General features: G+C 33.7%; 14 protein-coding genes. 8 read left to right on the top strand and 6 right to left on the bottom strand.

The window, feature by feature from the left end; all coding sequences use genetic code 11:
* The first annotated feature begins 35 nt into the window (after positions 1-35).
* On the top strand, positions 36-1,397 hold the full coding sequence (radA, locus tag Q0871_RS09700) for a DNA repair protein RadA (RefSeq protein WP_299321573.1): 1,362 nt from the start codon (positions 36-38) through the stop codon (positions 1,395-1,397).
* A 105-nt stretch (positions 1,398-1,502) separates the two neighbouring features.
* Here the strand turns inward: radA and Q0871_RS09695 are convergent, their stop codons facing one another.
* Positions 1,503-2,543, bottom strand: a complete 1,041-nt coding sequence (locus tag Q0871_RS09695; protein WP_299321569.1) for an aldo/keto reductase — start codon at positions 2,541-2,543, stop codon at positions 1,503-1,505.
* Positions 2,544-2,612: 69 nt separating this feature from the next.
* Positions 2,613-3,377: an exodeoxyribonuclease III gene (locus Q0871_RS09690; protein WP_299321565.1), complete on the bottom strand. Its 765-nt coding sequence runs from the start codon at positions 3,375-3,377 to the stop codon at positions 2,613-2,615.
* A gap of 116 nt (positions 3,378-3,493) precedes the next feature.
* Here Q0871_RS09690 and Q0871_RS09685 point away from each other — a divergent pair, with 116 nt between their 5' ends.
* On the top strand, positions 3,494-4,015 hold the full coding sequence (locus Q0871_RS09685) for a hypothetical protein (RefSeq protein WP_299321560.1): 522 nt from the start codon (positions 3,494-3,496) through the stop codon (positions 4,013-4,015).
* 27 nt (positions 4,016-4,042) lie between these two features.
* Positions 4,043-6,130 carry a TonB-dependent receptor gene (locus tag Q0871_RS09680; protein ID WP_299321556.1) on the top strand — a complete coding sequence of 696 codons (2,088 nt, stop codon included), beginning with the start codon at positions 4,043-4,045 and terminating at the stop codon, positions 6,128-6,130.
* Between the two features lies 1 nt (position 6,131).
* Here Q0871_RS09680 and Q0871_RS09675 read toward each other — a convergent pair whose 3' ends face one another.
* Both Q0871_RS09675 and Q0871_RS09670 read right to left on the bottom strand, forming a co-directional pair.
* Positions 6,132-7,676, bottom strand: coding sequence for a glycine--tRNA ligase (locus tag Q0871_RS09675; RefSeq protein ID WP_299321552.1), 1,545 nt, complete (start codon positions 7,674-7,676; stop codon positions 6,132-6,134).
* Between the two features lie 37 nt (positions 7,677-7,713).
* Entirely contained in the window at positions 7,714-8,613 is a 900-nt protein-coding gene (locus tag Q0871_RS09670) for a hypothetical protein (RefSeq protein WP_299321548.1), read from the bottom strand.
* Between the two features lie 40 nt (positions 8,614-8,653).
* Between Q0871_RS09670 and Q0871_RS09665 the strand changes: the two genes are divergently transcribed.
* The 3 genes from Q0871_RS09665 to Q0871_RS09655 all read left to right on the top strand — a co-directional run bounded on the left by Q0871_RS09665 (position 8,654) and on the right by Q0871_RS09655 (position 11,704).
* Positions 8,654-9,355 carry a ComF family protein gene (locus Q0871_RS09665; protein ID WP_299321543.1) on the top strand — a complete coding sequence of 234 codons (702 nt, stop codon included), beginning with the start codon at positions 8,654-8,656 and terminating at the stop codon, positions 9,353-9,355.
* 51 nt (positions 9,356-9,406) lie between these two features.
* Positions 9,407-11,023 carry an Ig-like domain-containing protein gene (locus Q0871_RS09660; RefSeq protein WP_299321540.1) on the top strand — a complete coding sequence of 539 codons (1,617 nt, stop codon included), beginning with the start codon at positions 9,407-9,409 and terminating at the stop codon, positions 11,021-11,023.
* A gap of 495 nt (positions 11,024-11,518) precedes the next feature.
* On the top strand, positions 11,519-11,704 hold the full coding sequence (locus tag Q0871_RS09655; RefSeq protein ID WP_299321536.1) for a hypothetical protein: 186 nt from the start codon (positions 11,519-11,521) through the stop codon (positions 11,702-11,704).
* On the opposite strand, the gene Q0871_RS09650 is transcribed toward Q0871_RS09655, so the two are convergent.
* Both Q0871_RS09650 and Q0871_RS09645 read right to left on the bottom strand, forming a co-directional pair.
* Positions 11,705-12,490: an amidohydrolase gene (locus Q0871_RS09650; RefSeq protein ID WP_299321532.1), complete on the bottom strand. Its 786-nt coding sequence runs from the start codon at positions 12,488-12,490 to the stop codon at positions 11,705-11,707. It lies immediately after the preceding gene.
* Between the two features lie 4 nt (positions 12,491-12,494).
* Entirely contained in the window at positions 12,495-13,013 is a 519-nt protein-coding gene (locus Q0871_RS09645) for an ankyrin repeat domain-containing protein (protein WP_363323230.1), read from the bottom strand.
* Between the two features lie 79 nt (positions 13,014-13,092).
* Between Q0871_RS09645 and Q0871_RS09640 the strand changes: the two genes are divergently transcribed.
* Positions 13,093-15,288, top strand: a complete 2,196-nt coding sequence (locus tag Q0871_RS09640) for a PAS domain S-box protein (RefSeq protein WP_299321524.1) — start codon at positions 13,093-13,095, stop codon at positions 15,286-15,288.
* A 12-nt stretch (positions 15,289-15,300) separates the two neighbouring features.
* The gene (locus Q0871_RS09635; protein ID WP_299321519.1) at positions 15,301-15,708 is read left to right on the top strand and encodes a response regulator; all 408 of its coding nucleotides are present in this window, start codon (positions 15,301-15,303) and stop codon (positions 15,706-15,708) included.
* Positions 15,709-15,747 lie beyond the last annotated feature (39 nt).

Genomic DNA, 15,747 nt, shown 5'->3' with positions numbered 1-15,747 from the left:
CTTGCTACCTTTAGCTTTTTCGATAAAAGCTAAAGATGGCCAAAACTAAAACTGCGTTTTTTTGTCAAAATTGTGGTACTCAATATGCCAAATGGGTAGGACAATGTTCTGCCTGTAAACAATGGAATACCGTTGTTGAAGAAGTGGTACAAAAAGAAGAGAAGGCTAGTTGGAAAACTCCCTCTCAAACATCTAAAAGAGTTTCTAAACCTCTTTTGGTGAATGAAATAAGTATTGAAAAAGAAGTGCGCCTAAACACTTTTGACCTCGAATTCAATAGAGTTCTTGGTGGTGGTTTAGTACCTGGTGCATTAGTACTTCTTGGCGGCGAACCTGGTGTCGGAAAAAGCACATTATTGCTTCAAATAGCATTAAAACTACCTTATAAAACGCTATATGTTTCTGGTGAAGAAAGCCAAAAACAGATTAAAATGCGTGCCGACAGAATTCACCCAAACAGTCAAACTTGTTTTATTCTAACGGAAACGAAAACCCAAAATATCTTTAAACAGATTGAGGCTACAGAACCCGATATTGTCGTTATCGATTCTATACAAACGCTTCACTCTGACTACATCGAATCTGCCGCAGGTAGTATTTCGCAAATACGAGAATGTACTGCTGAGCTTATAAAATTTGCCAAAGAAACCAATACGCCTGTTATACTTATTGGGCACATTACCAAAGATGGTTCTATTGCCGGACCTAAGATTTTGGAGCACATGGTCGATACCGTTCTACAATTCGAGGGCGACCGAAATTATGTGTATCGTATTCTTAGATCGTTAAAAAATAGATTTGGCTCGACCGCAGAATTGGGTATTTATGAAATGCAAGGCAGCGGATTACGTGAAGTCAACAACCCGTCTGAAGTATTGATTTCTAAAAATGACGATGGATTAAGTGGTACAGCAATCGCCTCGACCGTAGAAGGTATGCGACCTTTACTCATAGAAATTCAAGCATTGGTAAGCACTGCTGTATACGGAACCCCTCAACGCTCTACAACTGGATATAACGCCAAAAGATTAAACATGTTATTGGCTGTATTAGAAAAACGCGCCGGTTTTAAACTAGGTGCAAAAGACGTTTTCTTAAACATAACCGGTGGTATTTCAGTAGATGATCCAGCTATTGATTTGGCCGTTGTTGCCGCAATTCTATCAAGCAATGAAGATATACCTATTGACAAGGGTATTTGTTTTGCTGCGGAAGTCGGTTTAGCTGGTGAAATTAGACCGGTACAACGGGTAGAGCAACGTATTCTTGAAGCCGAAAAACTAGGTTATGACACCATAATTATTTCAAAAAGCAATAAAATAAGCCTTAAGTCAACAAAAATTAAAATTTTAATGGCTTCAAAAATTGAAGAAATTGCCGGTAATTTATTCAGCTAACGCTTGTCTCTCATTATTCTAGCCAAAACCATAATAATTATTATTACTACAAGAATGAGGACTATTTGTCCAAATCCCACTTTTAATAGTACTAGGCTTTCCATATTATGGTGCTGGATTTGGTATTGAATTGTGAATAGCTTCAATTTTTTCGATAATATCATCAGACAAATCAACATCTATACTGCCAATATTTTCTTCTAATTGCCTAATGCTAGTAGCACCAATAATAGTACTGGTAACAAAAGGTCTTGTATTTACAAATGCCAATGCCATTTGCGCAAGGGTTAAGCCATTGGCTTGTGCCAATTCATAATATCTTTTTGTAGCCTCAACAGCTCTTTCGCCGATATATCTATTATACTGAGGAAATAAACTTAAACGAGAACCTTCTGGCATTCGATCACCTAAATACTTTCCGCTTAATGCTCCAAATCCCATCGGAGAATATGCCAATAAACCTACTTGCTCTCTCATAGCTATCTCTGCCATACCTACTTCGAACAGTCTATTTAATAAACTATATGGATTCTGAACTGTTATTGTTCGTGGCAATGTTCCATGAACCTTACTTTCTTCTAAAAAACGCATCAGACCCCAAGGTGTTTCATTTGAAATACCTACATGTTTAATTTTACCTTCACGTATTAAATCGCGCATGGTTTCCAAAACTTGATGAATATTATCTTCCCAGTGGTCAGATATGTCATGCTTGTATCCTCTTTGACCAAAATAATTAGTGCTTCTGTCTGGCCAATGCAGTTGATATAAATCGATATAATCTGTATGTAAACGCTGCAAACTTCCTTCTACGGCATCAATAATAGATTCTCTAGTAAAACCGGTAGTTCTAATAAACTTCGTCATATCGGCTTTACCTGCTATTTTAGAGGCTAAAACAATATCTTCTCTATTACCGTTTTTCTTAAACCAATTACCGATGACTTTCTCAGTAGCAGCGTATCTATCTTTGTGTGCAGGAACTGGATACAACTCAGCAGTATCTAAAAAATTAACGCCTTTATCTAGGGCATAATTAATTTGCTCATGACCTTCTTCTTCGGTATTTTGATTACCCCAGGTCATAGTACCCAAACATATTTTACTTACTTCAATATCTGTATGCGGTAAATTGGTATAGATCATTCAATTTAAAATTTGTAATCTTTAAATGCAAAATTACTAAATATATTAAGGGTACTTGTAACCATTTCGTTAACTCTCTACCTCTATCAAAATAGGGCAATGATCACTATGCTTCGCTCCTGATAAAATTACAGATCTAGACAACCTGTCTTTCAACGTAGAAGCTACCATAGCATAATCTAAACGCCAACCCTTATTGTTATTTCTAGCATTAGCCCTATAACTCCACCAAGTATAATTATCTGGCTCAGTATTAAATTCTCTAAAACTATCTATGAATCCGCTTTTCATGAAATCTCCTATCCATTCTCTTTCCACAGGTAAAAATCCTGATACGTTTTTTAATCCTACAGGATTATGAATATCTATTGCTTCATGACAAATATTATAATCTCCAAGAACTATTAAGTTTGGATTCGTCTTTTTGAGCTTATCGGCATACTCTTGAAAATCTGCCATATAAGTAAGCTTAAAATCTAAACGTTGCATATTTGAACCTGAAGGCAAATACATGCTCATGATAGAAATATCACCAAAATCAGCACGAATATTTCTTCCCTCAAAATCCATATAATCGATACCTGTACCAAACACTACAGTATCTGGTTTGGTCTTAGAGAGTATAGCAACACCACTATAGCCCTTCTTTTGGGCACTGTACCAATAATTGTATTTATAACCCGCCTCTTCGAACAATGAAAGATCTAGCTGATCCTCGTTAGCCTTAATTTCTTGAAGACAAACTACATCTGGCGACACGGTACCCAACCATTCTAAAAAACCCTTTCTTAACGCTGCCCTAATTCCATTTACATTATAGGATATGATTTTCATCTATATTCATTTTTGCCTTAAAAATAAAAAAGAGTTGAAGATTAAAGGTGCATACTTTCTATTAAAATCCTAATTTCACAACTTTTAAAAAACATTTGCATTTTAAAACGCATCTTATGAACAAAATTATTTTTTCTATTGCTATATTATTTATATCAGCTTCTTCTTTTGCGCAAGCTTATCATGACAACGAAAACAGTCATGAAGTAAAATTGAATATTGGTCAATTTTTGGTTACTACTACTATTGAATTCGGTTATGAGTACTATATCAATGAGGATACTAGTATTGGAGGCACACTTTATTTTGATGGAAAATCTACAGATTACAACGGTAATTTTGGAATAGGACCCAACTTAAGAGCTTATTTTGGCTATGGACCTAAAAGTGGTTTATTTGCTGAAGTATTCGGACTTTATTATACTGGTGATGATGATGACGACACCGAAAATTTAGGCGGCAGAAATTACGATTACTCAACCGTAGCACTAGGTCTTGGCGGCGGATATAAATGGGCAACAAGAAGTCAAAAATTCACCATAGAACTTAATGGTGGTCTGGGCAGAAACATTAATCCTGAAGATTTTCAGAATGATTTTATGTTCAAAGCCGGTTTATCTTTAGGTTACCGCTTTTAATAAGTATTTTTGGAGTTTTACCCTCCTATGAAAAGAATATTTTCCTTATTAATTATTATCTCAATTTCTTCAGAACTTTTTGCACAAAATACCGTCAAAAAAGATAGTATCACCCAATTAAACGAAGTTATTGTAATAGATACGCTAACTGCTAAAAATGCAATTGGTATAATTCCTTCACAAACCATTGGCGCTAGTACATTTGCAAATTATAGTTCCGTAGATTTTATCAGTTCCCTAAATCAAGTATCAGGAGTATATGCCTTGTCAGGAGCATTGAACACGAATAGAATAACCATTAGAGGTGTAGGTGCCAGAACACCTTTTGGCACTGATAAACTTAGACTTTACTATAATAACATTCCAATTACCAACGGAACAGGTTCTTCAACGATTGAAGCGTTTGACCTAGAAAACCTAACATCTATTGAAATCATTAAGGGACCAAAAGGAACAGGGTTTGGCACCAATTTAGGCGGAGCAATTATCTTGAACACCAAACAACTGAGCGACCAATCTACCAAGCTCACCAATAATACTACTATTGGTTCTTACGGATTATTTAAAAACAGTTTAGGATTTACACATTCACAAGAGGATTTTTATATGACCTTTCAATATGGACATATGGAGATAGATGGATACCGCGAAAACAATAGATTTGAACGTGACGGGTTTCTTTTAAATACTATTTTCAAACTTTCAAAAAAAAGTGAAGTCGGACTTCTGGTAAATCATATTGATTATTCGGCTCAAATTGCCAGCTCGATAAGCCAAGAAGATTTTGATGAAGACCCTACTCAAGCTGCCTTTACATGGGGATCAGCCAAAGGATACGAAGACAACAACTATAGCCTAATAGGACTTTCTCATACCTATTATGCAAATTCTAATTTAAAGAACACCACTAGCCTATTCTATACCTATTTAGACCATTATGAGCCTGCACCGTTTAATATTTTAGATGAATACACTAATGGTTATGGTTTTAGAACATTGTTCTCTGGCTCTTTAAATATTTCAAAAAAAGCCTTTTCATACACTTTTGGTGGTGAACTATATAAAGATGAATATTCTTGGGGAACATTTGAAAATCTTTATCAAGAAAACAATGGAAATGGAAGTCTTCAAGGAGATAGATTATCGCAAAACAAAGAATTTCGAAGTCAAATTAATGGTTTCGCCACCGCATCGTATTTATTTACGAACAAGTTGACTGCACAATTAGGAATAAACATTAATAAAACTCAATATGATTTCAGAGATCTTTTCAATACTGGTGCATCAAGCACTAGTGCTTACAGAGATTTTAAAACGTTATTCATGCCAAGTTTAGATGTAAACTATGCTATTACACCAACAAATCAACTTTATGCGAATGTTAGCCGCGGATTTTCAAACCCTGGATTAGAAGAAACATTAACACCTGACGGAATCATAAATCCTGATATTGTTCAAGAAACAGGCACGAACTATGAAATTGGTATTGCACATAAAAGTAAAGACGACAGGCTAAAATTAGAGGTCGCTTTTTACTTAATGCCCATCAACAATTTACTAGTAGCCAAACGGGTTGGCGATAACCAATATATTGGCCGTAATGCAGGTAAAACAAAACATCAAGGTATTGATTTAGACTGGCAGTATCACATCAACCTAACGAATAAAATAACAATATCGCCATTTATTAGCTATACCTACAGTAATCATGAATTTGTTGATTTCATAGACGAAGAAGCTAATGAAGATTATTCTGATAATGCATTAACAGGTGTACCCAAAAACAAAATAAACTCTGGTATACAAACAAATTTTGGAAACGGATTATTTGTAAACATTACACATCAATTTATAGATGAAATTCCGTTAACAGATGCGAATTCACTTTATAGTGACTCCTTTAACTTATTAAATATTAAAATAGGCTACAAAAATCAAATTACAGAAAAATTACGGGTAGGTGTAGATTTTGGTGTTAATAATTTGACCGATACTAGGTACGCACAGTCCGTTTTAATTAACGCTACCGGATTTGGAGGAAATGCCCCAAGGTATTTCTACCCTGGGAACACTATTAATTATTATGGAGGTATAAAGTTGAATTACACCCTTTAACCTATTCCATTTTCTTTAACCACGTCTTCATATCTACTGCATCGTGAATGATACCGTTCAATGCCGATATAGCAACACGCTCTTGCTCCATAGAATCTCTATGTCTAATCGTAACTGTTTGGTCTTCTAAAGATTGATGATCAACGGTAATACAGAAAGGTGTACCATTGGCATCTTGTCTTCTGTAACGTCTACCTACAGCATCTTTTTCATCATAAACAACATTAAAATCCCATTTAAGGTCACCTATAATTTGGTGTGCTATTCCTGGCAAGCCATCTTTTTTAAGTAAAGGTAAAATAGCCGCTTTTACCGGTGCTAAAACAGCTGGTAATTTAAGTACTGTTCTAGTTGTATTGTTCTCCAATTCTTCCTCTTTAAGAGAGTTAGAGAATACTGCCAAGAACATTCTATCTAAACCAATAGAAGTCTCTAGCACATAAGGAACATAGTTTTTATTTACTTCGTGATCAAAATATTGTAATTTCTTACCAGAAAATTTCTCGTGACTGCTTAAATCAAAATCGGTACGAGAGTGTATTCCTTCCAACTCTTTAAATCCGAATGGAAAACGAAATTCTATATCTGATGCTGCATCTGCGTAATGTGCTAATTTCTCATGATCATGAAAACGATAGTTTTCTTGACCTAAACCAAGAGACAAGTGCCACTTCATTCTTTTTTCTTTCCAAATCTCATACCACTCTTTCTGCGTGCCTGGTTGAATAAAGAATTGCATTTCCATCTGTTCGAACTCACGCATTCTAAAAATGAACTGCCTTGCTACAATTTCATTTCTAAAAGCCTTACCGGTCTGTGCTATACCGAAAGGAAGCTTCATACGACCAGATTTCTGCACGTTTAAGAAGTTTACAAAAATACCCTGGGCAGTTTCTGGTCTTAGAAATAGATCCATTGCAGTTTCTGCATTGGCACCTAACTTTGTACCGAACATTAAATTAAACTGCTTTACCTCTGTCCAGTTTTTAGAACCTGACATAGGGCAAGCGATATCTAATTCTTCTATTAACGCTTTTACATCGGCTAAATCCTCATTCTGCAAAGATTTACCTAACCTGCTTAAAATAGTTTTTCCTTGCTCTTGATAATCAACTACACGCTGATTTGTCTGCAAAAACTGTTCTTTATCAAAAGCTTCGCCAAAACGCTTAGCAGCTTTGTTGACCTCTTTTTCAATTTTAGCATCAATTTTAGCGACGTAATCTTCGACTAAAACATCTGCTCTATATCTTTTTTTAGAATCTTTATTATCTATTAATGGATCATTGAACGCATCTATATGCCCAGAAGCTTTCCACGTTAGCGGATGCATAAAAATTGCAGCATCTAACCCAACGATATTATCATTAAGCTGAACCATGGCTTTCCACCAATAGTCACGTATATTCTTTTTAAGTTCTACACCATTTTGACCGTAATCATAAATAGCACTTAAACCATCATAAATTTCACTAGATTGAAATACATACCCGTATTCCTTTGCGTGAGAAATTACACGCTTAAAATCATCTTCTTGCTTTGCCATGTGGCAAAAATAGAACAATAGCCCAAAAAAAAAATAATTATTTCAATTCAAATTCAGAAGAAGTAATTAAACGCTCGTCTTCAAACACATTTAATGTGTAATTACCTTCCATCAAAGAACCTTCTGGTATAGTAATCGACTCGCATAAAAACTGGTCTAAACCTGTAAATACAAACTCGACTCTTTTACTGTAAACATTTCCATTTACAGTAATGGTATTAGCATTATCTTCAACAATCTGTTTATTGGGATCTAAAAACTGTAAATAAATTACTTTCTCGTTATCAGCTTCACTCTCATCTGCCAAAACAGTTACACACCCTCTTAATTTTTCAATTATAGATGCTTTATTGGTTTTGGTTGGCTTTGTACCACGAATTAATCTGAAACCGCTTCCTTCAGAATTAGCCATCTTTAAATAGCTCTTCGTTTTTAATTTCTGATTAAGCTCTAATATTTTTCTTCTTTGTAAAGCCTCCGCTTCGGCTAAAGAATTACTATTTGCTCTTAGATTTTCCATTTGCTTACGAGACTCATCATACTTATCAGTAAGTAACATGTTGTTATAACGTAAGAAATTGTTCTTTAAAAGTAAGCTATCGTTCTTAGACTCTAACCTACGTAATTCTGTTTTGAACTCCCTTAATTTTTGCACCGTAAAATTTAAACGACCAACGGAATCTAAAAGTTCTTGTACCTTATATTTGGAATCTTGGAGCTCTATTTCGTTCATTTCACTTTTTGCAGACAAACGAGCTACATCTGCTTTCATAATAGTTAGGTCTTTTACAAGAATCTCTTTCTCTTGCTCTAAAAAGTCTATTTGAGCATTTGATTGGGCATAACTGTAGTAGAATGCAATTAATAGTGCTATAATAACCGCAACAAATGCCGCAAGTATTATTTTATAATTGAATTTATTATCTTGACTGTCCATTTAAAAAGTGGGCTGTAGGTTGTTTAATCTGTAAAATTTGATGAAAAACATAATTTCAAATATACTAAAGGATGTTACGAACATACTCTTACCCATATCATGTTTTGGATGTAATGCACGATTATATAGAGGAGAGGTTCTTCTCTGTACATCTTGCCGACACCAATTACCACTTACCGAGTACACCTTTAACGATGAAAATGCAGTTGACCGTATTTTTTATGGTCGAATTAACATAAAAAAAGCAAATTCATTCTTATTCTTTACCGAAATTGGAATCGTAAAAAATCTTATTCACTTTTTAAAATATAAAAACCAAGAAGGTATAGGGGTATTTTTAGGCGATTGGCACGGTCAAATTTTAAAGAAACAAGGTCATTTGCCAAAAATCGACTTTGTAATTCCCGTTCCATTACACAGAAAAAAACTTAAAAAGAGAGGTTATAACCAAGTAGCGCTTTTCGCGAAACAAATTGCACTCCACATCGATGCAAATTACACAGATGATATTTTGGTAAAAACTGCTAATACTAAAACCCAAACCAAGAAAAATAGATTAAACAGATGGTATGACAACCGATCGTTATATGAAATCAAAAATGGAGAAAAATTAATAAACAAAACCATATTGTTGGTTGATGATGTTATTACTACAGGTGCTACTATGGAAATTTGCGCTAACACCTTTAAGGATATCGAAGGCCTTGAAATTTATGTCTCAAGTATGGCAGTTGTTCCATAGAATTAGATTTCTATAAAATATGTTGTTTCTTTGCGGTCGATAATTACACTAATGAGCAGAAAAATTTTAGGTTTTATATTTGTTTTTATCATCGTATTGGTGTCTTACCAATGTGCACAACGGGGCACACCGACCGGTGGACCAAAAGATATTACTCCACCAGAGTTAACAAGGGCAGAGCCACCAAATTTAACAACCAACTTTACGGGGCAAAAAATTAGATTGTATTTTGATGAATTAGTAAAGCTAAAAGACATTCAAAAGCAACTTATAATTTCTCCCCCTTTAAAAAATACTCCGGTACTTTCACCTATTGGGAATGCAAATAAATACGTAGAAATTACTATTAAAGATACTCTAGAGCCGAACACAACCTATACTTTTAACTTCGGTCAAGGTATTGTCGATAATAACGAAGAAAACCCAAAATCTTTTTTTACTTATGTCTTCTCTACTGGCGATTATATTGATTCATTAGAATTAACAGGCGTAGTTAAAGATGCATTCAATAAAAAAGCAGATGATTTTGTCAGCGTAATGCTTTATAAAATTGATACTAGCTATACAGACTCTACCGTTTACAAGAGACCGCCAAACTATATTACCAATACGCTAGACAGTGCAGTTATATTTAAACTTAATCATTTAAAACAAGGCAAATATGCCTTGTTTGGTATTAAAGATGCCGTAAGTAATAATTTATTCGATCAAAAAACCGATAAAATAGGTTTTGTAAGAGATACTATAAACTTACCTACAGATTCTATTTATTTATTGAATCTATTTAAAGAAATACCTGACTACAGTATAGCCGTACCTAGTATGGAAGCTAGTAATAGAATTAGCTTTGGCTATTATGGAGATGGAACCGACATATCAATTGAAACCATTACCGAAATACCCGATACCGTTAGAACGAAAATTACTAAAGAAAGAGAAAAGGATACATTGAATTTCTGGTTTACACCTTATGAGATGGACTCTCTTCTTTTTGTAATTACCAATGAGTCTTTAAAAGTAAAAGACACGTTCAAAGTTAAAAATAGAAAAGTTGAGTTTGACTCCTTAAAGATTTCAATGAGTCAAAATGGAAATATTGAAATGGATAAGCCTATAAATCTCTTAAGCAATACGCCACTAGTTAGTTTCGATAGTACCAAGATTAAATTGATGGATAAAGATTCTGTTGAAATTGCTTATAAATTAAAGTTCGATACTGTAGAAAATTTATTGAATTTCAATTTTAAGATTGACCCAGACCAAAGCTATAGAATGGAACTGATACCTGGTGCGGTAACAGATTTTTTTGAAACATCTAATGATTCGGTCGCTTATTCTTTTCGAACTAAGAGCATTGCAGATTATGGCAACTTAACTTTAAATCTTAATGGCGGTTCAATAGTTTATCCAATAATTGTTCAGCTTACGAATGAAAAGGGAGATTTACAACGAGAAATTTATGCAACTGAGCCACAGGCGTATGTCTTTGATAATTTAAATCCGGGTAAATACCAAGCTAGAGTCATATTCGACATGAACGGTAATGGAAAATGGGATACAGGTAGTTTCTTAGAAAATAGACAACCTGAAAAAATAAGCTACTACCCTACGCTAATAGAATTACGTGCTAATTGGGAAAAAATAGAGACGTTTAATTTAATAGATTAAGACCTAAAAAAAGAGTTTAAGATGAAATATTTAATTCAATTTTTTTTAATTATTAGTACTAATATAATTTTAGGACAGATAAATCACGTCAATAATGAAACAGGGACTTTTCAAACAGGTAGTATTGATTCCCCTTTTTTGAGAGTTTCAAATCAATCGGGCAATAAAATTTAGGGAAGCATATACCTAAATGATAAGTGGGAACAAGCTACAATTACTGATAACCAATTAAATAAAACCACCTCATTAGCTAAGTTCAATGCATACCATAATGAAATAGAAATACTTACAGATAATGTAACAAGATCTTTACTACCTGTTACCGGGCTAACGGTATCTTTAATTGAAAAAAAATTTGTCAGTATTTTATGTAAAGGAAAAAACAAAAATATTTTCGCAGAAGTTTTGGTGGAAGACAAGAACAAACTATACAAAGTTTATGATATTAAAATCAACAAAGCCCCTTCTGATGCTAAATTATTAAATATTGAAAGTGTGGATAAAGTAGTAATTATATCTTCGTTGTATTTTGAAAAAGATAATCAAATAATCAAATTTCCAACTTCTAAAAAAGAAATTAAAGCAAACCTTTCGACAGAAATACTTAAAACTGCAAAAGAAGAAAAGCTTTCTTTAAAAAAAGAAGAAGATATTATAAAACTTTTTCAATTATTAAAATAATTAATCTATAACAAAATCATCGCGATCATTTAAAAAAGGAAGTTTATTTCGCACAAGGTCGATTTCATCTTTTACTAATTCAACGATAATCGTTTCTTCTTTCTCGGAAAGCGAAATTAATTCTCCGAGCGGGTCATATACGCTAGAATGTCCTGGGTATTGATGGCCCACTTTGTCTTCACCAATACGATTTACCCCAACACAATAAACCATATTCTCAATGGCTCTTGCTTTCAATAACGTATCCCATGCATTTATTCTTGGGGTAGGCCAATTTGCAGTATACAATAAAACATCAAAATTTTCTGTATTTCTACTCCATACGGGGAAACGAAGATCATAACACACTAAAGGGCAAATAGCAAAACCTTTATATTCTATTACTAATCGTTCTGTACCAGCTGTATATTTCTCATGTTCCCCAGCTAATGTAAACGTATGCCGTTTATTGTAGGTTTCATATTCGCCATTTGGTCTTACAAATAAGAGTCTGTTATAATAATTGTCATTATCATGAAATATGACGCTACCAACCACCGCACTATTTTTATTGGCAGCTATTTTCTTCATCCAATCTAGGGTTGTCAAACCTTCTTTTTTTTCAATATTAGCAGGTGACATTGTAAAGCCAGAAGTAAACATTTCGGGCAAAACTATTAAATCAACAAATTCATCAATTTGATTGATTTTGGTGCCGAACATTTCTCTATTGGCATGCGGATCCTCCCAATGTAAAGTAGATTGTATTAGAGCTATTTTTAAATGACTGTTGTGTTTCTTAATCATACTATTATTCCAACAAATCGATAAAAGCGCTTAACCCCTGAGTTTTTGCATGATCTAACGCACTGTTACCCCTATTATCTTTAATCGTTTTATCTGCACCATTAGCTATTAATAATTTTGCAATTTCTAAGCGATTAAATTGTGCAGCATAAATTAGGCAAGTTGCACCCATAGCATTACGTTCATTAAGTTCTGCCTTCTTCTCTATTAATAATTTTGCAAGGTCGGCAAAGCCTTTGAAGCAAACACCCATTAAAGCTGTATTACCAGATGCATCTACAGCATCGATTTTTGCACCTTTGTCCAATAGTAGTGTTGCAATCTCCATTTCATCATAATACGTAGCTAAAATTAAAGGTGTTGAACCTCTAACATCTTTACTATTGACGAGTATAGGATTCTTCTCTAACATCGCTTTAACCTCATTAAAACTACCCTCTCTTATCTCTTTAAAAAAAACCTCGTTCATAGATTTGTTTAATAAATTATTCTCATTTACGACAATATGAAAGTAATAATACAAGGATGTATTTTCTTACTATTCCATATTTTTTTCCTACCTTAAAGATAATATGTACCTTTAAATTAAAATTCTAGAACTTTTGAAAACATTAGCCGTTGACTTTCTTTTAAAAGAGTCCCCCAATGCAATTGCTATCGTGGATACTAAGTTAAACTTTATTAGTCACTCTAACCAGTGGCAGGAAAAATTTAGTTTAGATAAAACCGATATCATCAACAAAAATTTATTTGATAGTATAATTGAAACCCCTAGCCTTTTTAAAATTGCAGTAAATGAAGGGGTAAAAGGAAAAGAGCATATAAATCTTGGACAAAAATTCACCTTACCAGATGGCAAGCTACAATGGCTAAAATGGAAAATTATACCTTCTACTATTCAGGATCATGGTTTTGACGGAGCCATTATTTTTTTAGATGATATTACTGCCGTACAGAAAGAATTAGAGCTATTACATAAAGCTGAAGAAGTTGCCAGAATAGGCTGCTGGGAACTTGATTTAATTAGCAACACCGTTAACTGGACAAAAACAACAAAAGACATTCATGAAGTAGAGCCTGATTTTATCCCCAGCTTAGAAGAAGGTATAAATTTTTATAAGGAAGGTGTTTACAGAGACAAAATCTCTTACCTAGTTAGTAACGCAATTGCAGAAGGAAAACCTTTTGACACAGAACTAATTATTGTCACTGCCAAAAAAAATGAGGTTTGGGTTCGCGCTAAAGGTGAAGTTGAAATTTTAAACGGAAAAGCTGTTAGACTTATTGGCACTTTTCAAGATATAGATGAGAAAAAGAAAATTGAATTAGCTCATGAAGAAATCTCAGAAAGACTAAAAATTACGACCCAAACTGCACAAATTGGAACATGGCATTATGATCTCGTTGAAAACGAGTTAGAATGGGATAATGAAATGTACCGAATTTTTGATATTGACAAAAATCAATTTTCTAAAGCTCTTGAAGCATGGTCATCTACCATAGATCCAAACGATAAGGAAAGAATACTAGCCGCTACCAATGACGCTATAAAGGGTTTGAAAGATTTTGACGAAGAATATAGTATAAATCTTAAGAATGGATCTACTAGATTTATTAAAGGTATTTCGAAAACTATTAGAGATATAAATGGTCAACCCATTAAAATGACAGGTGCCAATTGGGATATTACAGAACTTCGTAGTACAGAATTTGAATTAGACAGAAGCACTAAGTTATTTACTGAAACATTTGAACATTCTGCTGTTGGCATGGCACTGGTAAGTCCAGAACTTCAATGGTTAAAAGCCAACAAAAGCCTAACTCATAGTTTAGGGTATTCTGAAGAAGAGCTATTAAAAATGAGCTCGATGGATATTACTCACCCAGATGATTTACCGAGGAGCAATTCTTATAAAAAGAAAGTAGTTAATGACGGCAATGAGAATTTACAATTTCAGAAAAGATATTTTCATAAAAACGGTAATATAGTTCATGCTATCATTGGATCAACGCCTGTAAAAGATTTGAATGGTAAAGTCAGTCATATTATCACTCAATTTCTTGATATTACTGATAGAATTGAAGCACAAAAAAAATTAGAAGCATTGGTAGATGTTACTAAAAGCCAGAATGAAAGTTTAACCAATTTCGCCCATATTGTTTCACATAACCTTCGTTCTCATTCTTCTAATATGACTATGCTTACCAAGTTTTTAAATAAAGAAGAAGATGAAGACGAGCGAAAAAATATAAATCGAATGATTACAAGCGCTACTGAAAGTTTATCTGAAACTATTGCGCATTTAAACGATGTTGTTCAAGTTAAAACTGGGGCTCTTGAAAAATTACAAAGTATTAGTATTCTCAATACTGTTAACCAAATTACTCGGAGTATCAACGGTTTGCTAGAAGAACAAAATACCAAACTTAAAATTGATGTGCCAAAATCTCATTTTGTACATGCAGTACCAGCATATTTAGAAAGTATTTTCTTAAATGTACTTACAAACGCCCTTAAATATCGCTCAACACAACGCACACCTGATATAGAAATAAAATCTAAAATCATAGGAGAAGATATTCTAATTTCATTTGCGGACAATGGGCAAGGAATAGACTTAAATAGACACGGCAATACTATTTTCGGCATGTATAAAACTTTTCATAAGCATAAAGATGCTAAAGGTATTGGGCTGTTCATTACCAAAAATCAAGTCGAGTCAATGAGCGGTACTATTAGTATCGAGAGTAAAGTTGACGAAGGCACGACCATTTTCATCAAACTTAAAAGGAGCTAAATAAAATTGATTATGAATAAAGTTCAAACTTGCTGTATAATAGATGACGACCCTATATTTGTATATGGTACCAAAAGAATAATAAAAGAAGTAGATTTTGCAACTTCTATATTGGTGTATAGCAACGGACAAGAAGCTCTTGACGGCCTTACAAAGTTGTGCATGGCCAGAGAACCTTTACCTGAGGTTATCTTTTTAGACCTGAATATGCCCATACTAAATGGTTGGGAATTTTTAGATGAATTTAAAAACTGTAAAAGCAAAAGATCAAAAAAAATTATAATCTACATCATTAGTTCTTCTGTTGACCCAAGAGACTTAGAGCGGGTTAAAAACTATGAACAAGTAGATACCTATATTTTAAAACCAATAACACCAAATGATCTTGCTAAAATTTTAGGAACCATTACTGAAAATTAAATGACAAATTTCAGTTAGAGACAAAAACACTATTGTTAA

The organism is uncultured Maribacter sp., assembly GCF_947500985.1.
Taxonomy (GTDB): domain Bacteria; phylum Bacteroidota; class Bacteroidia; order Flavobacteriales; family Flavobacteriaceae; genus Maribacter.
This window is presented reverse-complemented; position numbering and strand designations above follow the sequence as displayed.